The organism is Achromobacter aloeverae (assembly GCF_004121055.1).
GTDB lineage: Bacteria > Pseudomonadota > Gammaproteobacteria > Burkholderiales > Burkholderiaceae_B > Bordetella_C > Bordetella_C aloeverae.
In genome coordinates, this window is sequence record NZ_PYAL01000004.1 from 373,930 (window position 1) to 397,341 (window position 23,412).

General features: G+C 65.4%; 21 protein-coding genes and 1 tRNA gene. 16 read left to right on the forward strand and 6 right to left on the reverse strand.

Annotation, left to right across the window (positions count from 1 at the left end; translation table 11 throughout):
- The first annotated feature begins 4 nt into the window (after positions 1–4).
- Entirely contained in the window at positions 5–172 is a 168-nt protein-coding gene (locus C7R54_RS29530; protein WP_451988813.1) for a DUF7940 domain-containing protein, read from the forward strand.
- Positions 159–584, forward strand: coding sequence for a glycoside hydrolase family protein (locus C7R54_RS15785; RefSeq protein ID WP_129151394.1), 426 nt, complete (start codon positions 159–161; stop codon positions 582–584). Before C7R54_RS29530 ends, C7R54_RS15785 begins: the two co-directional genes overlap by 14 nt.
- 62 nt (positions 585–646) lie before the next feature.
- Here C7R54_RS15785 and C7R54_RS28890 read toward each other — a convergent pair whose 3' ends face one another.
- Positions 647–973: a hypothetical protein gene (locus C7R54_RS28890; RefSeq protein WP_158021223.1), complete on the reverse strand. Its 327-nt coding sequence runs from the start codon at positions 971–973 to the stop codon at positions 647–649.
- 456 nt (positions 974–1,429) lie between these two features.
- Positions 1,430–1,520, reverse strand: a tRNA-Ser gene (locus C7R54_RS15800).
- A gap of 333 nt (positions 1,521–1,853) precedes the next feature.
- On the opposite strand from C7R54_RS15800, the gene C7R54_RS15805 reads away from it, so the two are divergent.
- From C7R54_RS15805 to yaaA, 3 genes are all read left to right on the forward strand, one after another.
- A complete protein-coding gene (locus tag C7R54_RS15805; RefSeq protein ID WP_129151397.1) occupies positions 1,854–3,023 on the forward strand; it encodes a cation:proton antiporter domain-containing protein in 1,170 nt (389 codons plus the stop codon).
- 219 nt (positions 3,024–3,242) lie between these two features.
- On the forward strand, positions 3,243–4,025 hold the full coding sequence (locus tag C7R54_RS15810; RefSeq protein ID WP_129151398.1) for a 3-hydroxybutyrate dehydrogenase: 783 nt from the start codon (positions 3,243–3,245) through the stop codon (positions 4,023–4,025).
- A 47-nt stretch (positions 4,026–4,072) separates the two neighbouring features.
- A complete protein-coding gene (gene yaaA / locus C7R54_RS15815) occupies positions 4,073–4,849 on the forward strand; it encodes a peroxide stress protein YaaA (RefSeq protein ID WP_129151399.1) in 777 nt (258 codons plus the stop codon).
- A gap of 41 nt (positions 4,850–4,890) precedes the next feature.
- Here yaaA and C7R54_RS15820 read toward each other — a convergent pair whose 3' ends face one another.
- Positions 4,891–7,119: an FUSC family protein gene (locus tag C7R54_RS15820; protein ID WP_129151400.1), complete on the reverse strand. Its 2,229-nt coding sequence runs from the start codon at positions 7,117–7,119 to the stop codon at positions 4,891–4,893.
- 537 nt (positions 7,120–7,656) lie between these two features.
- Here C7R54_RS15820 and C7R54_RS15825 point away from each other — a divergent pair.
- The 10 genes from C7R54_RS15825 to C7R54_RS15870 all read left to right on the forward strand — a co-directional run bounded on the left by C7R54_RS15825 (position 7,657) and on the right by C7R54_RS15870 (position 18,932).
- A complete protein-coding gene (locus C7R54_RS15825; RefSeq protein ID WP_129151401.1) occupies positions 7,657–9,366 on the forward strand; it encodes an acetolactate synthase 3 catalytic subunit in 1,710 nt (569 codons plus the stop codon).
- A gap of 9 nt (positions 9,367–9,375) precedes the next feature.
- Positions 9,376–9,867: an acetolactate synthase small subunit gene (gene ilvN / locus C7R54_RS15830; protein ID WP_057655781.1), complete on the forward strand. Its 492-nt coding sequence runs from the start codon at positions 9,376–9,378 to the stop codon at positions 9,865–9,867.
- 93 nt (positions 9,868–9,960) lie between these two features.
- Positions 9,961–10,977 (forward strand): ketol-acid reductoisomerase, encoded by a 1,017-nt coding sequence (gene ilvC, locus C7R54_RS15835; protein ID WP_129151402.1) that lies wholly within the window; start codon positions 9,961–9,963, stop codon positions 10,975–10,977.
- Positions 10,978–11,260: 283 nt separating this feature from the next.
- Positions 11,261–11,935 carry a phosphatidylserine decarboxylase gene (locus tag C7R54_RS15840; RefSeq protein ID WP_129151403.1) on the forward strand — a complete coding sequence of 225 codons (675 nt, stop codon included), beginning with the start codon at positions 11,261–11,263 and terminating at the stop codon, positions 11,933–11,935.
- A gap of 61 nt (positions 11,936–11,996) precedes the next feature.
- On the forward strand, positions 11,997–12,770 hold the full coding sequence (gene pssA / locus C7R54_RS15845) for a CDP-diacylglycerol--serine O-phosphatidyltransferase (protein WP_129151404.1): 774 nt from the start codon (positions 11,997–11,999) through the stop codon (positions 12,768–12,770).
- Positions 12,771–13,110: 340 nt separating this feature from the next.
- Positions 13,111–13,380, forward strand: a complete 270-nt coding sequence (rpsO, locus tag C7R54_RS15850) for a 30S ribosomal protein S15 (protein WP_094852153.1) — start codon at positions 13,111–13,113, stop codon at positions 13,378–13,380.
- Positions 13,381–13,469: 89 nt separating this feature from the next.
- Entirely contained in the window at positions 13,470–15,632 is a 2,163-nt protein-coding gene (gene pnp / locus C7R54_RS15855) for a polyribonucleotide nucleotidyltransferase (RefSeq protein ID WP_129151405.1), read from the forward strand.
- A gap of 331 nt (positions 15,633–15,963) precedes the next feature.
- The gene (locus C7R54_RS15860; protein ID WP_129151406.1) at positions 15,964–16,671 is read left to right on the forward strand and encodes a hypothetical protein; all 708 of its coding nucleotides are present in this window, start codon (positions 15,964–15,966) and stop codon (positions 16,669–16,671) included.
- A gap of 41 nt (positions 16,672–16,712) precedes the next feature.
- Positions 16,713–17,930 carry a threonine ammonia-lyase gene (locus C7R54_RS15865; RefSeq protein WP_129151407.1) on the forward strand — a complete coding sequence of 406 codons (1,218 nt, stop codon included), beginning with the start codon at positions 16,713–16,715 and terminating at the stop codon, positions 17,928–17,930.
- 240 nt (positions 17,931–18,170) lie between these two features.
- Entirely contained in the window at positions 18,171–18,932 is a 762-nt protein-coding gene (locus C7R54_RS15870) for a hypothetical protein (protein WP_129151408.1), read from the forward strand.
- Between the two features lie 25 nt (positions 18,933–18,957).
- On the opposite strand, the gene C7R54_RS15875 is transcribed toward C7R54_RS15870, so the two are convergent.
- The 3 genes from C7R54_RS15875 to C7R54_RS15885 all read right to left on the reverse strand — a co-directional run bounded on the left by C7R54_RS15875 (position 18,958) and on the right by C7R54_RS15885 (position 21,512).
- Entirely contained in the window at positions 18,958–19,557 is a 600-nt protein-coding gene (locus tag C7R54_RS15875) for a PIN domain-containing protein (RefSeq protein WP_129151580.1), read from the reverse strand.
- Positions 19,558–19,601: 44 nt separating this feature from the next.
- Positions 19,602–20,948, reverse strand: coding sequence for an NADP-specific glutamate dehydrogenase (gene gdhA / locus C7R54_RS15880; protein ID WP_129151409.1), 1,347 nt, complete (start codon positions 20,946–20,948; stop codon positions 19,602–19,604).
- Positions 20,949–21,101: 153 nt separating this feature from the next.
- Entirely contained in the window at positions 21,102–21,512 is a 411-nt protein-coding gene (locus C7R54_RS15885) for a hypothetical protein (protein WP_129151410.1), read from the reverse strand.
- Positions 21,513–21,774: 262 nt separating this feature from the next.
- On the opposite strand from C7R54_RS15885, the gene C7R54_RS15890 reads away from it, so the two are divergent.
- Positions 21,775–23,391 carry a methyl-accepting chemotaxis protein gene (locus C7R54_RS15890; protein WP_129151411.1) on the forward strand — a complete coding sequence of 539 codons (1,617 nt, stop codon included), beginning with the start codon at positions 21,775–21,777 and terminating at the stop codon, positions 23,389–23,391.
- Positions 23,392–23,412: the final 21 nt, after the last annotated feature.

Consider the following 23,412-nt stretch of genomic DNA (forward strand, 5'->3'; position numbering starts at 1 on the left):
CTGCATGGGGGTCGCCACTGGAGTTCAGGGGGCGTGGATCGCATTGCCTGACGACATGCGGCGGTCTATCCCGCTGTGGGCCGTCGCAACCCTGACCATCATTATTCTGGTTCTAGGGATGTGGGGGCGCTTGATCGATCAGTCCAAGGGGGAGAAAGATGGAGGGGTATGACCTGGGTGCGCTTCAAGCCGAACTGATCCGAGACGAGGGCGAGCGTTTGAAACCCTACAAGGATACGGTAGATAAGACCACCATCGGCATCGGCCGGAACCTGGACGATAAGGGCATTAGCCACGACGAATCCCTGATGCTGCTGGCGAACGACATCGCGGATGCGGAAGACTTCCTAAATCGCAACCTGCCGTGGTGGGCGGAGCTAGACGACGTGCGCATGCGCGTGCTGCTCAATATGGCATTCAACCTGGGCGGCAAGCTTCTTCAGTTCAAAAACACATTGGGTGCCGTGCAACGTCACGATTGGCAGGCAGCGCACGATGGCATGCTGGACAGCCTGTGGGCCAAGCAGGTCGGAGCGCGCGCCCAACGGCTGGCCTACATGATGCTCCATGGAGAAACGCAATGACGGCAATCCTCGCTCTCCTAACCCAATTCTGGCAGCCCATTGCTGGCGCTCTCGTAGCTGCCCTAGGCGTCCTGTACGCCATCTTCGTGAAGAGGGGCGCCACTGCTGACGTAGCGACCGCACGCCAGAGTGAAGCGGATGCCCATGTGAAGGTTGCCCAACTTTCCCAGGCTCAGGCAGAGGCGAATGCCAAAGCCGCTCAAACCGCCGCCGATGCGGCCAAGGATCGCACCGATGTGGAAAATCAAATTGCTGCTTCTCCTGCCGGTCAGTCTGCTGGCGTCCTGCGCGAATCCTGGAGCCGCGACTGATGCTGCCCCTGAAGTGATCACCCAGACCAGGGTGGTTGATAATTCCTGCTCCTGGGTAAAACCAATCTGGGTCAGCAAGTCGGACGTGCTTTCAGACGGGACGGCGGACCAAATCAGAGTGCACAATGAGACCGGCGCCAAACGGTGCGGGTGGAAGCCACGGGCTAAGTAGCCTCTCGCCTCGCACAAGCCGGTGGCACCTCATCATCCGCCCCCGGCTCCCTTTCCCAGAACGCGCAGCCGTAGTCCGGCAGGCTGGGGCATATCGGCCGGCCGGGCTCCCTCTCGCAGATCACGGCGTGCCGGTCGCCATTCGTCCGACCGTGCCAATGCGTGCAGGTCCAGCAGCCACCAGGATGCAGAGAGGAGTCGTAGGGGTTATGGGAGTCGGATGGCATGGCGGCTTATACAGTGGTTTATCCAGTATATGGCGGCCGGGCTCCATTTCTGGCCGGTCAATATTTCCCCCACCACAGGCAACAAAAAGCCCACCGCTTAGGGTGGGCTTGATGCAAGCTAAATGCTTGATTTGTCTGGCGGAGAGGGTGGGATTCGAACCCACGGTACGGGGATACCGTACGCCTGATTTCGAGTCAGGTACATTCGACCACTCTGCCACCTCTCCGGGGTACTGCGGATTCCAATGACCTCGTGGTCGAGGCAAGGTCACGGTCTTGCCGCTCGATCGAAACGCGGCATAAGCAATCGGGACTGGCCCACACCCTTCCGGGATATCGCTTATCGCCCGTCTCGCACCCGGTTTCCGGTTTGTCCGAAAGCCGCGTGGAGCAGCAAAGCTCGCTATTCTAGCAGAGATTTCCAAAAATTAGCTAGCCGTCCAAAAAGTTGTCGAATTGCCCCGCACCAAGGCGACCCGCATGGGTAATTTCTTGTCAGAATGCGTGTCGTAGCGCCTTCTTGGCGCCTTGCCAGGCGCCGCCGACGCCAGGACGACCGCATGCAAATCGTCATCATCCTCCTGCTATCCGCCGTGATCTGCGTGCCGCTGACACAAGTGCTGGGCCTGGGCGCGATTCCGGGCTACCTGTTGGCGGGCATCCTGATCGGACCCTACGGCCTCGGCCTGGTGCAGGACGTGCCCGCCATCACCAATATTTCCCAACTGGGCGTGGTCATGATGCTGTTCGTGATCGGCCTGGAGCTGGCGCCGTCGCGCCTGTGGGCCATGCGGCGGGAGGTGTTCGGCCTCGGCTCGCTGCAAATGTTCGCCAGCGCGGCCGCCTTGACCTTCCTGCTGGGCGGCGTCCTGCGCCACCTGGTTGGGATGTCCCTGGCCGGCGCCGTCCTGTGCAGCCTGGCCCTGTCGCTATCGTCCACCGCCGTCGCCATGCGCCTGCTCGACGAGCGCGGGCTCAGCCGCACGCCCATGGGCCGCACTGCCGTGGGTATCCTGCTGTGGCAGGACATGGCGGCCATTCCTGTTCTGGTCGCCGTGGGGATCATCGGCGGCGGCGGGACGCGCGCGCCTTCGTTCGTCGAAGGCCTGGTCGCCGTCGCGGTCGTCGTCCTGGGGCGGGTCTTCAGGCTGATGCGCTGGGTCAAGGTGGCGCAGCTTCAGGAACTCTTCACCGCTGCCACGCTGCTGGTGGTCATCGGAACCGCGCAGCTGTTCGACCACGCGGGCCTGTCGGCCGGCCTGGGCGGCTTCCTCGTGGGCGTGGTGCTGGCCAAGTCCCGCTACCGCGAAGACATGGAAACGAGTATCGAGCCGTTCAAGGGACTGCTGCTGGGCCTGTTCTTCCTGTCCATCGGCATGGTGATCAACCTGAACGTCCTGCGGCAGGACTGGCCCTTCGTGGTCATGGGCGTCGTCGGCCTGCTGGCCATCAAGGGGCTGATCCTCTATGGCATCGCCCGCTGGAGCGGCCTGCCGTCCTATCACCGGCTGCCTTTCGCCCTGGGCCTGGCACAGGGCGGGGAGTTCGGCTTCGCGATCTTCAACGAGGCCGTGGACAACAATCTGCTGTCGGTCCCGCACCGCGACCTCATCGCGGTGGTGGTGGCCGTTTCCATGGCCGTGGTCCCCGTATGGCTGAAATGGCTGGAACGCCTGCGCATGCGTGCCAGGGAGCGGCGCGGCTACGCGCCGGAAGCGGCGGGGGACTGAGTTCGGCGCCGTCCTCGCCCCGCCCGGTATTTGCCCGCGCCGGCGACCGGGATGTTATTGCCCCAGGCAATGGTCGCGCCAGCGCGACCCCGCGGCTACACTCCAGGAGCGGCGGCGGATCGATCCCGTGCCGCGCGGTCTCCGGCGGTGGGCCAGGCGCCCGGCCGGCTGGCGGCCCAGCCCCCTTCATCATGCCCTCATGCGGTTAGGAGAATCTTCATGCTCAAAGGAAAAGTAGCGGTCGTCACCGGGTCCACCAGCGGCATCGGATTGGGGATTGCGACGGCGTTGGCCGCACAGGGGGCGGATGTGGTGTTGAACGGCTTCGGCGACGCCGCCGAGATCGAGAAGACCCGCGCCGGCCTGGCGCAGACCCACGGCACCAAGGTGCTCTATGACGGCGCCGACCTCAGCCGCGGCGACGCGGTGCGCGGGCTGGTGGAAAACGCCGTCAAGCAGCTTGGCCGCATCGATATCATCGTCAACAACGCCGGCATCCAGCACACCTCGCTGATCGAGGATTTTCCCGTGGAACGCTGGGACGCCATCATCGCCCTGAACCTGTCCGCCGTCTTTCACGGCACGGCGGCGGCCCTGCCGCACATGAAGAAGCAGGGCTGGGGCCGCATCATCAACATCGCGTCCGCGCATGGCCTGGTCGGCTCGGCCAACAAGTCGGCCTACGTGGCCGCCAAGCACGGCGTGGTCGGCCTGACCAAGGTGACGGCGCTGGAAACGGCGGGGCAGGGCATTACGGCCAACGCCATCTGCCCGGGCTGGGTGCGCACCGCCCTGGTGGAAAAGCAGATCAGCGCCATCGCCGCGCAGAAGGGCATCAGCCAGGAAGATGCCGCGCGCGAACTTCTGGGCGAGAAGCAGCCTTCGCTGCAATTCGTCACGCCCGAGCAACTGGGCGGCACCGCCGTCTACCTGGCCTCGCCCGCGGCCGAGCAGGTCACCGGGACCACGATCTCGGTCGACGGCGGCTGGACCGCCCGCTGAACGACCCAGGACACTCACCCTCCAAGCAAGAGAAAGGACCCGTTTCCATGCTGTACCTGCTGTCTCCCGCCAAGAAGCTGGACTACGACACCCCCGTCCATATCCAGGCGCACACCCAGCCGCTGTTCGTCGACCAGGCCGCCGCGCTGATCAAGGTCCTCAAGACCAAGTCGGCCGACGATATCTCGGCCTTGATGGACCTGAGCGCGGCCCTGTCCGAACTGAACGTGCGCCGCTATGCCGAGTGGAAGCCCACGTTCACCCAGGCCAATTCGCGCCAGGCCATCCTCGCCTTCAACGGCGACGTCTACGAAGGCTTGCAGGCCGACACGCTGACGCCGGCCCAGCTGGATTGGGCGCAGGAACACGTGGCCATTCTCAGCGGCCTGTACGGCGTGCTGCGGCCGCTGGACCTGATGCAGCCCTACCGCCTGGAAATGGGCACCCGCCTGGAAACGAAGCGCGGCAAGAACCTGTACGACTTCTGGGGCGCCAGCATCGCCGAGTACCTGAACGAACGACAGGCCGGCGCGAAGAAACCCATCGTCGTCAACCTGGCGTCGGAGGAGTACTTCAAGTCAGTCGACCTGAAGACCTTGCAGGCGCGCGTGGTGCAGTGCGTGTTCCAGGACTGGAAGAACGGCGCCTGGAAAATCATCAGCTTCCATGCCAAGCGTGCGCGTGGGCTGATGGCGCGCTACGCCATCACGCACAAGGCGGGCACGCCGGAGAAGCTGCAAGGCTTCGACAGCGAAGGCTATGCCTACGCGGCGGACGCCTCGACGCCGGACAAGCTGGTGTTCCGGCGCAAGCTGGAAGGTTGAAGAGGGCAGGGGCCGGTTCGGCGGGCCCTCCGCCCGCCCCCTCAGCCCAGCGCGCCGCTCTCCTGCCGGATCATCTGCCCGGCCTTCACCATCAGCTTCAGCGGATAGGCCAGGGCGGCCAGGTCCCCCTGGGTGTCCAGCTGTTCCGGCAGCGGCGGCACCGGCGGCCGTGCCGGATCCAGCATGATCACAATGTCGTCCAGCGTGTCCTTGATGGACGGCGGCGGCTCCTCGGCCAGGGTCGACAGCGTGGGCAGCGCCGCCGTGGTCTGCGACGCCAGGATATGGTTCTGTATCAGCAGGTTGTTCAGTTCCGGCACGAACTGCTGGCGCGAGCGCGGCTCGCTGATCATGCGGTAGAAGGCTTCGGCGAAATTGCTGAAGGAAATGTGCACGTTCTTGCGCGCCAGGCGCCAGTTCAGGTCGGCTTCCTCCTCGTCCGGCTGCGGCGGCACGTCGGGCTGCGGACCCTGCACCAGCGCGGCGGTGACCGGCGCCTGGGCGGCCTTGGCCATCTGCTTGCGCCGCAGCACCTCCGCATAGTGCAGCCCCGCCTTCAGGTATTCGCGATTGGCGTTGATGGCCGCGCGCGCCAGCGGGGCCATGTAGCGCGATTCCCACCAGGGAAAGGCGTAGCTGCACAGCAGGGCCACGCCGCAGCCGATCAGCGTGTCGAGGGCGCGTTCGCCGATCACCTCCATCGACACGGTCCCGGGCGACACGAAGTGAAAGACCAGGACCACGAACAGCGTGTTGAACACCGCGCTGCCCATGTAGTTCAGCAGCACCAGGCTGTTGCCCATGACGCAGGCCACCACCAGTGCGCCGAACAGGATGGCGGGCTTGTCGGTGAGATGCAGCAGGATGGCCGCGAGCAGGCAGCCGATCAGGGTCCCCATCAGGCGCCAGCCGTTGCGCTGGCGGGTCAGCGCAAAGCCGGGCTTCATGACGATGACGATGGTCAGGATGATCCAGTAGTTGTGCGCCGAAAACGCCTCGGTCACCCATAGCTCGGTAAGAATCATCGCCAGCGAGGCGGCCAGCGTGACGCGCAGCGCATAGCGGAAGTTGGGCGAGTCGCGCCGCAGGTTGCTGGTCAGCATGCCCAGGCGGAACTCCTGGCGCGACATGAAGCGGGTCAGCGACTTGTCGATGCGCAGCGCGCTGGTCGGCTTGGCGTCGGGGCTGGCCTGGGTGTGGTCGGCCAGGCGGTCGACGATGCGGCTGGCATTGCGCAGGCGGCGCTGGATCTGGATCAGCACGGCCAGGGTTTCCGGTTCGCGCTCGGCCAGGCCCTGCTGCTTGAGCAGGTCGATCTCGTACTCCATGGCCCGCAGTTCCGCCTTGATGCTGGTGCGGCGGCGGACCTTGTCGTTGCTGGACAGCGCCAGGGCGACACGATTCATCTCCAGCGACATCTTGATCAGCGAGTCATGCATGAACAGCAGGATATCGTTGCCGGCGAGCTTGCGCCGCAGCACCGCGTAGTCGGTGTGGGTGGCAAACAGCGTGTCCATCAACTGCAGCATATCGACGAACATATTCCACACCATCACGCGGCGGCTGTCGCCCGCGCCCCGGCCGCGGGGCAACTGGCGCAGCACCATGTCGCGGGCGGCCTGGTGCTTCTCGGTCATGGCGGACTGGCGCTGGATCACGGTGCTGTAGCAGGTGTCCAGGTCTTCGGCCTCGTCGTAGAACGCCGCGCGCGCCTCCATGTAGTCGGCCGTGGCGAACAGCGCCACCGACATGGCCTGCTGCTCCTCGCGCAGCCAGAAGACGCGGCTGAATGTCAGGCTGAAGACCAGGTAGAAGAGGGCGCCGCCCAGGGTGCCGGCCGCGTGCAGCAGCACCTCGTCGGGTTGCAGGGGCGAGTGCATGGTCAGCGCCATCACCAGCAGGCCGCCGAAGCCGATCAGGCCGCCGCGCTTGCCGAACACCGTCAGCATGGAATAGGCGAAGCACTGTACGGTGACCACCGCCCACAGGATGGGGGGATGCGTCGAGGCAAACCCGGTGATGATCACCGTGATGGTCGCCACCAGGGCGCCGCCCAGCATCTCGTTGGTTCGATGGCGTTGCGGACCGCCGGGCTGGTCGATGATGGAAACGCACTGGGCGCCGAAGGTGGCGACCAGGCCCAGCGTGTACTGGCCGAACAGGACGCCCAGTATCAGTACGGGCAGCAGCATCCCCGTGGCCTGCCGTACCCCCCCGAAAAAATAGTGGCTGTAGAGAAATTTGCGGAGGCTGGTAAGGCGCAAATCCATAGGGTGGCGGGTCCGGGCTGAGATCCGACAAGTATAGAGAGTGCGGCGGCGGCTGGGTTGGCTATGTCCCCCGATCGCGCGGCATGAACGCGCATCCCGGCGATCATGGCCGGATTGTGTGGCATTTTTACGCTTACGGGCCGCAATTTCGCGCCCGGGCGCCTGATTGATTTGCCACGGCGTGTGCAAAACGGTAAAGTCGCAGGCTCGCACTGGCCCGTCATCTCCGGCCCGTGTCGAATGGTCAGCAAGACCGCCGGTCCACCGACCGGCAGCAAGCGCCAGCAGTACCCTGCCGTTGGCCGCGCCAAAAGCGTGTAGTCAAGGCTTCCATTTCGATCTCCGGCGCCCATGTGGGCGCATGCACTGCGTTTTAGATGAACGCGTGCCGGGTCGTCAGGGCGTTCGGGTGGCGCGGTTCCGTGAACCGCAAAGCGCCGATCGTGTTGCCGTAGCCGGTATCGGGTTCCGCCGTCGCCGTATCCGGGCGAGCGGCATTCCAGGACGTGGGGCCGGAAACAGGGAAAGGAACACAATATGGAACTCAATGGCGCCGACATCGTCGTGCGCTGCCTCGCGGACGAGGGCGTGGAACACGTCTTCGGATATCCGGGCGGCGCGGTGCTTTACATCTACGACGCAATTTTCAAGCAGGACAAGTTCCAGCACATCCTCGTTCGCCACGAACAGGCTGCCGTGCATGCGGCCGACGCCTATTCGCGTTCGTCGAACAAGACGGGTGTCTGTATCGTCACCAGCGGCCCCGGCGTGACCAATGCGGTCACCGGCATCGCCACGGCGTATATGGACTCCATTCCGATGGTGATCATCAGCGGCCAGGTGCCGACCGCCGCCATCGGCGAGGACGCCTTCCAGGAATGCGATACCGTGGGCATCACGCGCCCCTGCGTGAAGCACAATTTCCTGGTGCGCGACGTCAAGGACCTGGCCGATACGATGCGCCGCGCCTTCTACATCGCGCGCACCGGACGTCCCGGCCCCGTGCTGGTCGACATTCCCAAGGACATCACCCTGGCGCCGTGCAAGTACACGCCGCCCAAGGGCGAGATCACCATGCGCTCCTACGCGCCGGTGACCAAGGGCCACCAGGGCCAGATCAAGAAGGCCGTGCAGATGCTGCTGGCGGCCGAACGCCCCATGGTCTACACCGGCGGCGGCGTGATCCTGTCCGACGCGGCCGCGGAACTGACCGAACTGGTGGACCTGCTGGGCGCGCCCTGCACCAACACCCTGATGGGCCTGGGCGGCCTGCCGGCCAGCCATCCCAGCTTCCTGGGCATGCCCGGCATGCATGGCACGTACGAAGCCAACATGGCGATGCAGCACTGCGACGTGCTGCTGGCCATCGGCGCGCGCTTCGACGACCGCGTGATCGGCAATCCCAAGCATTTCGCGCAGAACCCACGCAAGATCATCCACATCGATATCGACCCCTCGTCGATCTCGAAGCGGGTGCGGGTGGACGTGCCCATCGTCGGCAACGTCAAGGACGTGCTGGTCGACATGCTGGCGCAGTTCCGCGCGGCCGACAGCAAGCCGCCGGCCCTGCCCAAGTGGTGGCAGCAGGTCAATGCCTGGCGCGGCAAGGAATGCCTCAAGTACGCCGGCTCGGACGAAGTCATCAAGCCGCAGTTCGTGGTCGAGAAACTGTGGGAAGTGACCGGCGGCAATGCCTTCGTCACTTCCGACGTGGGCCAGCACCAGATGTGGGCGGCCCAGTACTACCGCTTCGGCGCGCCGCGCCGCTGGATCAATTCCGGCGGCCTGGGAACCATGGGCGTGGGGCTGCCCTACGCCATGGGCGTGCAGATGGCCAACCCGGGGCAGGATGTCGCCGTCATCACCGGCGAAGCGTCCATCCAGATGAATATCCAGGAGCTGTCGACCTGCCAGCAATACCACCTGACGCCCAAGATCGTGTGCCTGAACAACCGGTTCCTGGGCATGGTGCGGCAGTGGCAGCAGATCGACTACGGCTCGCGCTATTCCGAGTCCTACATGGATTCGCTGCCGGACTTCGTCAAGGTGGCGGAGGCCTATGGCCACGTCGGCTTGCGCATCGAGCGCCCGGCGGACGTCGAACCGGCGCTGCGCGAGGCCTTCAACAAGCACAAGAAGCGGTTGGTCTTCCTGGACTTCATCACCGACCGGACCGAGAACGTGTGGCCCATGGTCAAGGCCGGCCGCGGCCTGACCGAGATGCTGCTCGGCTCGGAAGACCTGTAGGAGGGCGCCATGAAACACGTTATCTCCATTCTGCTCGAGAACGAGCCCGGCGCCTTGTCCCGCGTGGTCGGCCTGTTCTCGGCCCGTGGCTACAACATCGAAACCTTGACCGTGGCGCCCACCGAGGATGACACGCTGTCCCGCATGACCATCGTCACCACCGGTTCGGACGAAGTGATCGAACAGATCACCAAGCACCTGAACCGCCTGGTCGACGTGGTCAAGGTGGTGGACCTGACCGAAGGGGCGCACATCGAACGCGAGCTCATGCTCGTGAAGGTGCGGGCGGTCGGCAAGGAGCGCGAGGAAATGAAGCGCATGGCCGACATTTTCCGCGGACGCATCATCGACGTGACCGACAAGTCCTACACCATCGAGCTGACCGGTGTGCAGGAAAAGATCTCGGCCTTCATCGAGGCGCTGGATCGCAGCGCGATTCTGGAAACCGTCCGCACTGGCGTTTCCGGCATCGGACGCGGTGAACGGGTACTGAAGCTGTAGCACGGCGGAGGCGCCCGGCCGTCGCGGCGACAAGCCTCCTCCAACCTTTTTTGATTTGAACCAGATTTCAATAGATAAATATCGGAGCACCCCATGAAAGTTTTCTACGACAAGGATTGCGATCTCTCCCTCATCAAGGGCCGTACGGTCGCCATCATCGGCTACGGCTCGCAAGGCCACGCCCACGCCCAGAACCTGCATGACTCCGGCGTGAACGTCGTGGTCGGCCTGCGCAAGGGCGGCGCTTCCTGGAACAAGGCCGCCAATGCCGGCCTCAAGGTCCAGGAAGTGGCCGAAGCCGTCAAGAGCGCGGACGTCGTCATGATGCTGCTGCCCGACGAGAACATCGCCAAGGTCTATCGCGATGACGTCCACGCCAACATCAAGGCGGGCGCCGCACTGGCTTTCGCCCACGGCTTCAACGTGCACTACGGCCAGGTCGTGCCGCGCGATGACATCGACGTCATCATGATCGCGCCCAAGGCCCCGGGCCACACCGTGCGCTCGACCTACAGCCAGGGCGGCGGCGTGCCCCACCTGGTGGCCGTGTACCAGGACAAGTCCGGCGCCGCGCGCGACGTGGCCCTGTCGTACGCCAGCGCCAACGGCGGCGGCCGTGCCGGCATCATCGAAACGAACTTCCGCGAAGAGACCGAAACCGACCTGTTCGGCGAACAGGCCGTGCTGTGCGGCGGTACCGTCGAACTGATCAAGGCCGGTTTCGACACCCTGGTGGAAGCCGGCTACGCGCCCGAAATGGCCTACTTCGAGTGCCTGCACGAGCTCAAGCTGATCGTCGACCTGATCTATGAAGGCGGCATCGCCAACATGAACTACTCGATCTCGAACAACGCCGAATTCGGCGAATACGAGACCGGCCCCAAGATCGTTACCGACGACACCCGCAAGGCCATGCGCCAGGCGCTGACCGACATCCAGACCGGCGAATACGCCAAGCGCTTCATCCTGGAAAACACGGCCGGCGCTCCGACCCTGACCTCGCGCCGCCGCATCAACGCGGAATCGCAGATCGAAGTGGTCGGCGCCAAGCTGCGCGCCATGATGCCCTGGATCGCCGCCAACAAGCTGGTGGACAAGTCCAAGAACTAATGGGCGTCCGGGGAAGGGTACAATCCTTGCCCCGCCACTCGGGCGGCGCCTCGCGCGCGGCCCGGGTACATAATTTGCAACTGGCGGCATGCTTAGGCATGCCGCTTTTTTTGCCTTGCGACCGTTCCTGGACGGGCGCCGCGCCGCCGCCGGCAGGGGATTTTCCCTGTGGAAGGCGGCGCGGGCGCCCGGGCCGAAGCGCGCCGACAGGGCGCTTTCTGTCTCGTGTTGCCACAGCCGCTGGGGGCACAAACGGGGCCATATCGGTTAACCTTCGCCTACGATGAATAAACCCCCTTATCCCCATCCCATCATTGCCCGCGAGGGCTGGCCCTTCCTGGCCGGCGCCGTGGTGATCGCCGTGCTGGTGACGCTCTGGTCGCCCGCCGTGTCGGTGATCTTCTGGATCCTGGCCCTGTTCGTACTGCAGTTCTTCCGCGATCCGCCGCGCCTGGCGCCGGATTCCGAGAGCGCCGTGCTGTCGCCGGCCGACGGCCGCGTCGTCGCGGTGGAAACCGTGCGCGACCCCTATGCCGACCGCGACGCGCTGAAGATCAGCGTGTTCATGAATGTCTTCAATGTGCACTCCAATCGCGCGCCGGTCGATGGCGAAGTGCTGGACGTGCAATATTTTCCCGGCAGGTTCGTCAATGCCGCGCTGGACAAGGCCTCGCTGGAGAATGAGCGCAATGCCATGGTATTGCGCACGCCCGCCGGCCATGTGGTCACCGCGGTGCAGGTGGCCGGCCTGGTTGCCAAGCGCATCCTCTGTTATGCGCGCAAGACCGACAAGCTGACGCGTGGCCAGCGCTATGGTTTCATCCGCTTCGGCTCGCGGGTTGACGTCTATCTGCCGCCTTCCGCGCGTCCGCGCGTGGCCCTCGGCGACAAGGTCAGCGCCACGAGCTCGGTGCTGGCCGACCTGCCGGCCGCGGTCACGGGGGCGTCCGCGGGCTGAGGCGCCGACGCGCCTTACGTCCCCCACGCCATCGACGTTATCACTGCCACACTAGAACGCCATGCCCAAACTTTCGATGCGCGACGCCGAAAACCGCCACCGCAGCATCTACCTGCTGCCCAATGCGTTCACCACGGCTGCCCTGTTCGCCGGCTTCTATGCCGTGGTGCAGGCCATGAACAACCAGTTCGAGGCCGCCGCCATCGCGATTTTCGCGGCCATGGTGCTGGACGGCATGGACGGCCGGGTCGCGCGCCTGACCAATACCCAGTCCGCCTTCGGCGAGCAGTACGACTCGCTGTCGGACATGACCTCGTTCGGCGTGGCGCCGGCCCTGGTCATGTATGAATGGATGCTCAACGAGCTGGGGCGCTGGGGCTGGCTGGCCGCCTTCGTGTACGTGGCGGGCGCGGCGCTGCGGTTGGCGCGGTTCAACGCCAATATCGGGGTGGTCGACAAGCGTTTCTTCCAGGGGCTGCCCAGCCCGTCGGCGGCGGCGCTGGTAGCCGGCTTCGTCTGGCTGGCGGTCGACAACAAGCTGCCCATCCATGACGCCTTCATGGCCTGGACGGCGTTCGTCGTTACCATGTACGCCGGCATCGCGATGGTCACCAACGTGCCCTTCTACAGCGGCAAGAGCTTCGCCCTGGGCCGCAGCGTGCCGTTCTGGGTGATCCTGGTGGTGGTCGCGGCCTTTGTCTTCGTTTCCAGCGACCCCCCGGTTGTCCTGTTCGGCCTGTTCGTCATCTATGGCGTATCCGGCTGGTTCCTGCTCGCCTGGCGCTGGAGCCGCGCCCGCCGCCTGCAGCGCAACCGCCTGCGCAACGGCGGGTGATAGGGCCCACCCCCTACCGCGCTGCGCGCGGCCCCCTCCAGGGGGCGACACCAGCGGACCGGGGGACCCGGATCCGCGGTGTCCCCGCTAGGGCTGCGGTTCTTGCGCGGGGGCGCGCTCGGCCCGGAGTCCGCGCTCCGCGCGGTACGGGGATTGCGTGCTCAATTTGAGCTATAATGCTCCGGCTTTCCCTGCATGACGTCCGGGAAGCGTGTATTCCAAGGCATACAGTACCTGCCTGCAAGACGCATCGAAATCGATGCCTGGCTCGTAGTACAAATACATTTTTAACCCACGTCCGGGCGCCTCGGCCCTGACGCATGTTCGAAGAGGTCAATACATGTCCGTCGCTGACATCAAGAAGTCCGATATCGTTGCGCAATTCCAGCGCGCCCAGGGCGATACCGGCTCCCCCGAAGTCCAGGTGGCTCTGCTCACCGCCCGTATCAACGAGTTGACCGGTCACTTCAAGGAACACATGAAGGACCACCATTCGCGCCGCGGTCTGCTGCGCATGGTCAGCCGCCGTCGCAAACTGCTCGACTACCTCAAGGGCCGTAATCCCGATGCTTATCGCGCTCTGATCGAAAAACTCGGTCTGCGCAAGTGATCGACGGGGTCGGTTCCCCATGACGCAACCGTGGTCGGTGCGACGTTGTCGCAGCGGCCACGGTTTTTCATTTGTAAGGAATAACCGTCATGTTCAATAAAGTGACAAAAACGTTCCAGTACGGCCAGCACACGGTCGTCCTGGAAACCGGCGAAATCGCCCGCCAGGCCTCTGGCGCTGTCGTCGTGTCGGTTGAAGACACGGTCGTGCTCGCAACGGTTGTCGCGGCCAAGAAGGCCAAGCCCGGCCAGGATTTCTTCCCGCTGACCGTCGACTACATCGAGAAGACCTACGCTGCCGGTCGCATTCCCGGTGGTTTCTTCAAGCGCGAAGGCAAGCCGTCGGAAAAAGAGACGCTTACCTCGCGCCTCATCGATCGTCCGCTGCGTCCGCTGTTCCCGGAAGGTTTCTACAACGATGTGCAGGTGGTGATCCACACCGTCTCGGTCAACCCCGAGATCGATCCTGACATCCCCGCCATGATCGGCGCGTCCGCCGCGCTGGCCATTTCCGGCATCCCCTTCAATGGTCCGATCGGCGCCGCCCGCGTCGCCTACATCGATGGCCAGTACGTGCTGAACCCGACCGCCAGCCAGACCAAGACGTCGAAGCTGAACCTGGTCGTGGCCGGCACCGAAACCGCCGTGCTGATGGTGGAATCGGAAGCCGACCAGTTGTCGGAAGACGTGATGCTGGGCGGCGTGGTCTATGGCCACGAGCAAATGCAGGCAGCCATCAACGCCATCCATGACCTGGTGCGCGATGCCGGCAAGCCCGACTGGGACTGGGCCCCCGCGCCCAAGGACGAGGCCCTGATCGCCGCCGTCGCCGCCGTCGGCCAGGAAGGCCTGGTCGCCGCCTACCAGATCCGCGAAAAGCAGGCTCGCACCACCAAGCTGCGTGAAGTCTACGCCGACGTGCGCACCCGCCTGGCCGCGCAGGCCGTCGAGACCGGCGCCGCCGAGCCCGATGGCGTCACCGTCGACAACATCCTGTTCGATATGGAATCGCGCATCGTGCGCAGCCAGATCCTGAACGGCGAACCGCGCATCGACGGCCGCGACACCCGCACCGTGCGTCCGATCAGCGTCCGCCTTGGCGTGCTGCCGCGCGCGCACGGCAGCGCGTTGTTCACCCGCGGTGAAACGCAGGCCCTGGTGGTCGCCACGCTCGGCACCAAGCAGGACGAGCAGATCATCGACGCGCTGATGGGCGAGTACCGCGACCGCTTCATGCTGCACTACAACATGCCTCCGTTCGCCACCGGCGAAACCGGTCGCATCGGCGTGCCCAAGCGTCGTGAAATCGGCCACGGCCGTTTGGCCAAGCGCGCCCTGGTGCCGCTGCTGCCCGCGCCCGAGGACTTCCAGTACACCATCCGCATCGTCTCCGAAATCACGGAATCGAACGGTTCGTCGTCGATGGCGTCGGTGTGCGGCGGTTCGCTGGCCATGATGGACGCAGGCGTGCCGGTGAAGGATCACGTGGCCGGCGTGGCCATGGGCCTGATCCTGGACAACGGCAAGTTCGCCGTGCTGACCGACATCCTGGGCGACGAAGATCACCTGGGCGACATGGACTTCAAGGTCGCCGGTACCGAGAAGGGCGTCACCGCCTTGCAGATGGACATCAAGATCCAGGGCATCACCAAGGAAATCATGCAGGTCGCGCTGGCGCAAGCCCGTGAAGGCCGCCTGCACATCCTCGGCAAGATGAAGGAAGCCCTGGGCGAGTCGCGCGGCGAGCTGTCGGCGTTCGCGCCGCGCATGCTGACCATCAAGATCAACCCCGAGAAGATCCGCGACGTGATCGGCAAGGGCGGCGCCACCATCCGTGCGCTGACCGAGGAAACCGGCACGCAGATCGACATCTCGGACGACGGCACCATCGTGATCGCCAGCGTGGACGAAAACCAGGCCAAGGAAGCACAACGCCGCATCGTCGAACTGACCGCCGATGTCGAGGTGGGCCAGGTCTACGACGGTTCGGTGCTGCGCCTGCTGGACTTCGGCGCCATCGTGCAAGTGCTGCCGGGCCGCGACGGCCTGCTGCACATCTCGGAGATCGCCAACTACCGCATCGCCAACATCAACGACGTGTTGAAGGTGGGCCAGGCGGTGCGCGTGAAGGTCATCGAGGCCGACGACAAGGGCCGTCTGCGCCTGTCGGTCAAGGCGATCGGCGGCATCGAGCAGCAACAGAACCAGGCGGCCCCGGAAACCCCGGCCGCCACGGAAACCCCGGCGAACTAAGCCGCCTGGGTGAGCGTGGACGTATCCCGCTGCCCAGGCGGCGGGATGCTTCAGCGAAACGGCGCCTTCGGGCGCCGTTTTTTTTCGCCGGGCCGTTCCAGGACAAAGGTCCAAGGGGTGGCAGGCGACGCTAGGACTCGGGCGCCATGGGGCGGTGGCGAGCCTTTTCGTCGTTTTGGGGTAAAGTTTTGTCGGCATTGTGATGGCAAGGGGGGCCCGGTGACGAATGCAAGCATGACCGAGCATGGGCGGCGCGTTGCGCAGGATTAGCCGCGCGACGGGCGCGAGCCCCGGCGGAGCCCGCGCGCTGGCCAGGACGGCAGGGCGGGTCATGGCTTTATCGGTGGCGCTGATGCTGCCGCTGCCCGGCTGCGTGAACCCGACGCCGCCCCGTGACGGCAAGGGGCCGCGCAGCGAGAATATGTCCGCCGACCAGTTCGGCCAGACCGATTTCAATCGGACGGTCACGCTGGCGATGCGCGACAACCTCAATAGCCTGTACTCCCTGGCGGACAAGCTCTATCGCCGCAATCCGCGCGAATGGCACAAGTCGGGCATGGCCGACCAGGCCGCCGCCATGAAGCACGTGCGGCACCTGGTCGACAACCGCATGCCGCCGGCCGGGCTCAATGGCCTGCGCGATATCCAGGTGCTGGCTGTCTCGCTGGATCCCAATTACCAGGGCGACCGGGTGGCCGCGTTCATCTACGGCCTGGCCGACACGATGATCGAGGCGCACAATGGCAAGACGCGCTTCTATGTCTCCGATGTACTCGACGGCCAGCGTATCTACAACGCGGCCCGCAACGTCGAGGCGGCGGCGTGGCTGCTGGCCAGCCGGCGCGATGGCGCCGGTAATCCCCTGCTGCTGGCCAATGAAATGAGCAGTACGGCGGTGAACCTGAGCTTCGAGCGGGAGTTCGGCGCGATCATCGGGCGGCTGGACCTGATAGCCAACCTGCTGGGCGAAAACGGCCGCCGCATCGGGATCAATTATGCTCAGGGCTTGCTGTTCTTCAATTTCCTGCCGGTGCGATAAGCGGTTCTACCGGGCCCGTACTTCCTACTCAGGACGCCATCGTGATCGATCTTTCCGATATCCAGGCTGCGCGGCAAAATCTCCAGGGGCAGGTGCTGAATACGCCGTTCACGCACTCGCGCACGCTGTCCGACATGCTGGGCGCGGAAATCTGGCTGAAATTCGAGAACCTGCAATTCACCGCTTCCTTCAAGGAGCGCGGCGCCTTCAACCGCATGCGCCTGTTGACCGATGATGAGCGGGCCGCCGGGGTAATCGCCGTTTCGGCCGGCAATCATGCGCAAGGCGTGGCCTACCATGCGCAGCGCATGGGCGTGCCGGCGGTGATCGTGATGCCGCGCTTCACGCCGACGGTGAAAGTGGCCAATACGCGCCGCTACGGGGCCGAGGTGGTGCTCGCGGGCGACACCTTCGACGATGCGCAGGCGCACGGCTACACCCTGGCCGACAGCCGCGGCCTGGTGATGATCCATCCCTATGACGACGCGGCGGTCATCGCCGGCCAGGGCACGATAGGCCTGGAAATGCTGGAGGCGCGCCCGGACCTGGATATGCTGGTCGTGCCCATAGGCGGCGGCGGCCTGATCGCCGGCATCGCCACGGCGGCAAAGGCCTTGCAGCCGAAGCTGCAGGTCCTCGGCGTCCAGACCGAACGCTTTCCTTCCATGTACGCGACGGTGACCGGGAACTCCTTGCCCCAGGGACCGTACACCATCGCCGAGGGAATAGCCGTCAAATCGCCCGGCAGGATTACGCGCGAGATCGTGGCCCGCCATGTCGACGACATCCTGCTGGTGAGCGAAAGCGATATCGAGCACGCCATCGTGGTGTTGCTGGAGATCGAGAAGAGCGTGGTCGAGGGCGCCGGCGCGGCCGGCCTGGCGGCCTTGCTGCATGCGCGGGCGAACGGCGAAACGCGCTTCATGGACAAGCGCATCGGGCTGGTGTTGACCGGCGGCAATATCGATCCCCTGATGCTGGGCGAGCTGATCGAGCGCGGCATGGTGCGCGCCGGCCGCCTGGCCCGCATCCGCGTCGACATGGGGGACTTGCCCGGCGCGCTGGCGCGGGCGACTTCGCTCATCGCCGACGCCCAGGCCAATATCACGGAGGTGCACCATCAGCGCGCCTTCACGGCCTTGCCGGTACGCAACGTGGAAGTCGATTTCGTCTTGCAGACACGCGGGCCCGAGCATATCGCCGAAGTCATCGACAGGTTGAACGCGGCGGGATTTTCCGCCAGCAACCACGACCATTGATGCCGGTAGGCCGAAGCCCGTTCGCGCGCGGGTAGGCGGCCGGCGCCGCCGCCTGGCCATCGGGTCCTGAATGAAGTGGCCTGACCTGCTGTGATCTAACCTGACCTGACCTGCCCTGGTCCGACCTGCCGGAAAGCGCGCTCACATGACGAGGGAACCAGCGCCCGCGGATGCCGACTCACCGCCACGCGCGATTCGTCTTCGCGTGATTCTTCATTCAGGCAAGGAGGCAAGGTCATCGTGACATATTCCGTCCATAACGAATCTCACATCGTCAGTCCGCCCGGAGATGATGCGTCCGTAAACCGGCCCGCCGAAGCCGGCTTTTATACGGCCCTGGGGGCCTCGGCGCATGAGGGCATTTCCCTGCATCCGTCCGTGGCCGAGGACTATGCCGGCCGGTTCGCGCCACCCGGTCGCATGCGTTTCGACGTGACGGTCGGCACGGGCGAGGACACGGCCGGGCAGCTGGACCGGGTGCTGGCTGAAATGAAACGCCGGGCGCCGGACGGCACGTATGCCATCCAGGAAATCAATGTGGCCGGGACGGTCTTTACCGGTGGCGCCGCCGCCGATCTCGGGCATAACCGGGAGCTGGCGCTGCGCAACGAAGCCTATGTCCAGCAGTACTTCGCCTTGGCGGGCGTGCGGCCGGAACTGGGCGTGAATACGCACGGAAAGATATCGGCCGAGTTTCCAGGCCTGCTGCTCCAGCCGGAGCACGCAACCCGGCGCAATGCCGTGCACGTGGATATCGTGTACCGCCGGCGTGCCGGGGGCGACCCGGCACCGAAGGGGGCGGACAGGACCACGCGGTGCTCGAAGGCGGCCTCGGCCTTGCTGGGGACGCATACGGCAAGCCCCGGTTTGCGCGCGCTGTCCGCACCGCCGCCCATGGCCTGGCCGGACGGCGGTGCCATGGACGAGATCACGGTTTCCCGGCCGGCTGCGTCCACGGACAAACCGTGGCTGCGCCGTTGTCCGGTTCGGCAGCGCGCGTGAGACCCCGGGGGCAGGGGCCGGGGTTTCAGGCCGCTTGCGCGGCCATCATCAGGCCGCGCAAGCGATGCAGCCGCTCGCGGTTCAGCGTGACCGCCAGGGGTTCGGGCTGGCGGCCGGTCGCCACCAGTTGCTCCATGGTGAGCGCCAGGGCGTCGCGCAGCGGCTCGGGGTCCTGCTCCCACCAGAATGACAGCAGGCGGTCGGGGCTATAGACGTCCATGCCCAGTCGGCGCAACTCCGACCGGTTGAAGTCCTTCAGGTTCCACGTCAGCACGCCCGTGGCGGGCGCGATCTGTTCGCCACAGCGCGCGCGCCGCGCCAGTCCGGCGGCGATCACATGGCGGTCCTTGGGATCGCTGTAGCGCAACCCGCTTTCGTAGGCATCGAATTCGCCCGCGTCGGCGTCGGGAAAGCGGGCCTGCATGGCCTGCCAGTCCTGCTCCACGAGCGCGCGGTCCACCTCCCAGATGCGGGCGGCGTTGCGTACCCATTCCTGGCCGATGCGGGCGCTCCAGACCGGCCGGTAGGCGTCCCGGCCGGCCAGTTGCAGCAGTAGCGGGCGCAGCACCGATGACATCAGCACGCAGGCGTCCAGCACCAGCAGCGGCGGGCTGCCGGCCGCCATGGCCCGGCCGGCGATGGGGATTAGCGTGTAGGACAAGGGATGCCTTAGATCACGCCCTGCGCCAGCATCGCGTCGGCCACCTTCACGAAGCCCGCCACGTTGGCGCCGTCGATGTAGCTGACGCTGCCGTCCTCGCGGCGGCCGTACTTGACGCAGGCCGCATGTATGCCTTGCATGATCAGCAGCAGGCGGGCATCCACTTCCTCGCGGGTCCAGGACAGGCGCATGGCGTTCTGGCTCATTTCCAGGCCCGACGTGGCCACGCCGCCGGCGTTCGATGCCTTGCCGGGGGCATAGAGCACGCCGGCCGTCTCGAAGGTCCGGGCTGCCTCGTTGGTCGAAGGCATGTTGGCGCCTTCGGCCACGCACAGCACGCCGTTGGCGATCAGGGTCTTGGCGTCGTCCTCGTTCAGCTCGTTCTGGGTGGCGCAGGGCAGGGCCACATCCACCTTGATGGACCAGGGGCTCTTGCCGGCAAGGAATTGCACGCCGGGCACCTTTGCGGCGTAGTCGCTGACGCGCCCGTAGTGGTGGTTCTTGATGTCCATCAGGACGGCCAGCTTTTCGCTCGTGAATCCCTCGGGATCGTAGGCGGTGCCGGAAGAGTCGGACACCGTCACGACCTTGGCGCCCAGTTCCATGGCTTTCTCCACGGCATATTGGGCCACGTTGCCCGAGCCGGAGACCGACACGGTCTTGCCTTCGATCGACTGGCCGCGTGTGGCCAGCATTTCCTGGGCGAAGTAGACGACGCCGTAGCCCGTTGCCTCCGGGCGGATCAGCGAGCCGCCGAACGACAGGCCCTTGCCCGTGAATACGCTGCCCGCGGTATTGGACAGCTTCTTGTACATGCCGGCCATGTAGCCCACTTCGCGGCCGCCCACGCCCATGTCGCCGGCCGGCACGTCGGTATCGGGGCCGACGTGGCGGAACAGCTCGGTCACGAAGGCCTGGCAGAAGCGCATCACTTCCGCGGAGGTCTTGCCCTTCGGGTCGAAATCCGAGCCGCCCTTGCCGCCGCCCATGGGCAGCGTGGTCAGCGCGTTCTTGAAGGTCTGCTCGAAGGCCAGGAATTTCAGGACGGATTGGTTCACCGACGGGTGGAAACGCATGCCGCCCTTGTAGGGGCCGATGGCCATGCTGTGCTGGACGCGGAAGCCACGGTTGATGTGCACCTGGCCCTTGTCGTCGGTCCAGCTCACGCGGAACTGGATGATGCGTTCGGCTTCGACCAGGCGTTCGAGCAGCGCGCTTTCCGCATACTTGGGATGCTTCTCGATGAAAGGCCACAGGCTTTCCATCACCTCGGTGACCGCCTGCAGGAACTCGGGCTGGCCCGGGTTGCGATGCGCGACTTCTTCGAGGAACTGGCCGACGGATTGGTATTTCATGGCGGGAAGTCTCCTGGCTTTATCTAAGTATGTGGGCAGGGCGGAATTATGCCAAAAAGTTATAGGGTCCCGTTTTTCGAGGGGGAATGATCGTTGTCGCAGCGGCCGTTGCCGCGGCGGCGTAGCGATGTCCGCCGCGCGGGCTGCGCCAGGCTATCTGGCCGGTTGCGCGGGGACGGAGCGCATTGGAGGGGCTGGCGAGGGCGCCTGCTCTGCCATGGGCGGAGCGGCCAACCGGGGCTCGGTGGGCCGGCCCAGGGTTCCACCCGCCTGGAACGCCGACAGCATATTGGATGTCAGCGAGGCATTGAACGAGGCAACGCCGAAGATGACCGTGAGCGCGGTCGCGATGCCTGTGACGATCAGGGTCACGGTCAGTGACGAGAACCTGGCGTCGAACTTCGTTTCGATGGCCTTGATCTCGGCGCGCGCGGCTGCGCCGTCGCGTTGAATTTGCGCGCAGGTGGCTGCGATCGCGTCGACCTTGGCATCCATGTGGGCTTCGAGCGCGGAAAGCCTGCTGTCCAGTTCGTAGCGGTTGACGTAGTTCCTCGTTCTCGGCATGCGGTTCCTCTCCTCGGCCAGGCCTGCACGTGAGTAACGCGGGCCCGCGCCGCAATCCTCGATGCCCGTGTCGTTTTGATGCCCGGGCAGGCCAGGAAAGCCCGGGCCAGCCCCTATTCGCCAGTTGGCCGGAAGGGTGACGAGACGGCCGTACGACGCGCCAGGGCTTTTTATATGGAAAGTTAAAGTTCCCGATTGGGAACGCCGTTAAAGGGTGCACATTCTTGTCCCCTTTTCAGGGCCGCTTCTACCCGGAGACGTCATGCCCCGACTAACGCTACGCCAGAAACTCTGGATTCCCCTGGCCATGGCTTGGCTGGGCCTGCTGGCCATCACGGTCTTTAACGCCTATTCGGCGCGCTCGCTGCAGATGGCCGAACGCCGCCAGGATCTGTCCAACCTCGCCGAAGCAGCCCACAGCCTGATCGTCGATTCGATGAAGCAGGTCGAGCAGGGCAAGCTCACGCCGGCGCAGGGCCGCCAGCAGGCGATCGAACGCGTGGTCGCGCTGCGCTTTGGCAGCGACGGCTATGTCACCTTGACCGACGCGCAGTCGAACATCGTGGCGCATCCGATCAACGCCAGCTTGAACGGCAAGAATATGTCAGGTTTCCGGGACGCAAAGGGGGGCGCGCTCTATGGCGACATCGCCCGCGCCGGCAGTTCGGCCGCCGGCAATGGATACATCCAATACTGGTGGCCGCGTCCGGGCGCCAAGGAAGCCAGCCTCAAGCTGGGCTACGTGCTGCGATACAAACCGTTCGGATGGGACATCATCGTGGGCGCCTACATGGACGATATCGAAGCGGCGTTCATCCGATCGCTGCTCGAATCCATCGGCTTGCTGGTGGTGCTGGGCGTGCTCATCTCCTGTATCGCCGCGCTCGTGGTGCGCAGCATCCAGCGTTCGGTGGGTGGCGAGCCCGCCACGGCCGCGCGGATCGCCGGCCGGATCGCCGCGGGCGACCTCACGACCGAGGTCGCGCTGCGCAAGGGCGACCGCGACAGCGTGATGGCCGCCATGGCTCACATGCGAGACCGCCTTGCCGACACCGTGGGCCAGATCCAGGTAGCGGCCGGCTCCATCGATGCCGCCACGCGCGAGATATCCGCCGGCAACACCGACCTCTCATCGCGTACTGAAGAGCAGGCTGCCTCGCTGGAAGAGACCGCCTCCAGCATGGAAGAACTTACCTCCACCGTTCGCCAGAACGCCGACAACGCGCGCCTGGCCAGCGACCTCGCCGGCCAGGCCTCGGCCGTCGCGGGCCGGGGCGGCGAAGCGGTGAACCAGGTGGTGGAAAAGATGCGCGGCATCACGGCCAGCTCGCGCAAGATCGGCGACATCATCGGCGTGATCGACGGCATCGCGTTCCAGACCAACATCCTGGCGCTCAACGCCGCCGTGGAAGCGGCGCGCGCCGGCGAGCAGGGCCGCGGCTTCGCCGTGGTGGCCGGCGAAGTGCGCAGCCTGGCGCAACGCAGCGCCAGCGCCGCGCGCGAGATCAAGGACCTGATCGGCGTATCGGTCGGCCAGGTGGAAAGCGGCTCGGCCCTGGTGGAACAGGCAGGCTCCACGATCGAGGAAGTGGTGCAGGCCGTGCATCGCGTGACCAGCATCATGAGCGAGATCGCCCAGGCTTCGTCGGAGCAGACGCGCGGCCTGGAGGAGGTCAACCGCGCGGTCTCGCAGATGGACGACGTGACGCAGCAGAACGCCGCGCTGGTCGAAGAGGCGGCCGCCGCCGCGGCATCGCTCGAAGACCAGGCCCGGCACCTGCAGCGCGCCGTGGCGATCTTCCGCCTGGCGCAGGTGCAGGCGCACAGCGCCGCGCCGGGCGCCCCGGTGCGGTTGGGCTGGGAGCCGGCGGCGGCCTGACGCATTGGAGGCGGGCTGGGT

Excerpts from the sequence above, each read along its gene's own strand:
- gdhA (WP_129151409.1), bottom strand. The coding sequence starts at position 20,948 with ATGAAATACCAATCCGTCGGCCAGTTCCTCGAAGAAGTCGCGCATCGC.
- C7R54_RS15825 (WP_129151401.1), top strand. The coding sequence starts at position 7,657 with ATGGAACTCAATGGCGCCGACATCGTCGTGCGCTGCCTCGCGGACGAG.
- pnp (WP_129151405.1), top strand. The coding sequence starts at position 13,470 with ATGTTCAATAAAGTGACAAAAACGTTCCAGTACGGCCAGCACACGGTC.
- pssA (WP_129151404.1), top strand. The coding sequence starts at position 11,997 with ATGCCCAAACTTTCGATGCGCGACGCCGAAAACCGCCACCGCAGCATC.
- rpsO (WP_094852153.1), top strand. The coding sequence starts at position 13,111 with ATGTCCGTCGCTGACATCAAGAAGTCCGATATCGTTGCGCAATTCCAG.
- C7R54_RS15875 (WP_129151580.1), bottom strand. The coding sequence starts at position 19,557 with ATGGCGGCCGGCAGCCCGCCGCTGCTGGTGCTGGACGCCTGCGTGCTG.
- C7R54_RS15820 (WP_129151400.1), bottom strand. The coding sequence starts at position 7,119 with ATGGATTTGCGCCTTACCAGCCTCCGCAAATTTCTCTACAGCCACTAT.
- C7R54_RS15840 (WP_129151403.1), top strand. The coding sequence starts at position 11,261 with ATGAATAAACCCCCTTATCCCCATCCCATCATTGCCCGCGAGGGCTGG.
- C7R54_RS15805 (WP_129151397.1), top strand. The coding sequence starts at position 1,854 with ATGCAAATCGTCATCATCCTCCTGCTATCCGCCGTGATCTGCGTGCCG.
- C7R54_RS15890 (WP_129151411.1), top strand. The coding sequence starts at position 21,775 with ATGCCCCGACTAACGCTACGCCAGAAACTCTGGATTCCCCTGGCCATG.
- ilvN (WP_057655781.1), top strand. The coding sequence starts at position 9,376 with ATGAAACACGTTATCTCCATTCTGCTCGAGAACGAGCCCGGCGCCTTG.
- C7R54_RS15810 (WP_129151398.1), top strand. The coding sequence starts at position 3,243 with ATGCTCAAAGGAAAAGTAGCGGTCGTCACCGGGTCCACCAGCGGCATC.
- ilvC (WP_129151402.1), top strand. The coding sequence starts at position 9,961 with ATGAAAGTTTTCTACGACAAGGATTGCGATCTCTCCCTCATCAAGGGC.
- C7R54_RS29530 (WP_451988813.1), top strand. The coding sequence starts at position 5 with ATGGGGGTCGCCACTGGAGTTCAGGGGGCGTGGATCGCATTGCCTGAC.
- C7R54_RS15860 (WP_129151406.1), top strand. The coding sequence starts at position 15,964 with ATGGCTTTATCGGTGGCGCTGATGCTGCCGCTGCCCGGCTGCGTGAAC.
- C7R54_RS15885 (WP_129151410.1), bottom strand. The coding sequence starts at position 21,512 with ATGCCGAGAACGAGGAACTACGTCAACCGCTACGAACTGGACAGCAGG.
- yaaA (WP_129151399.1), top strand. The coding sequence starts at position 4,073 with ATGCTGTACCTGCTGTCTCCCGCCAAGAAGCTGGACTACGACACCCCC.
- C7R54_RS15785 (WP_129151394.1), top strand. The coding sequence starts at position 159 with ATGGAGGGGTATGACCTGGGTGCGCTTCAAGCCGAACTGATCCGAGAC.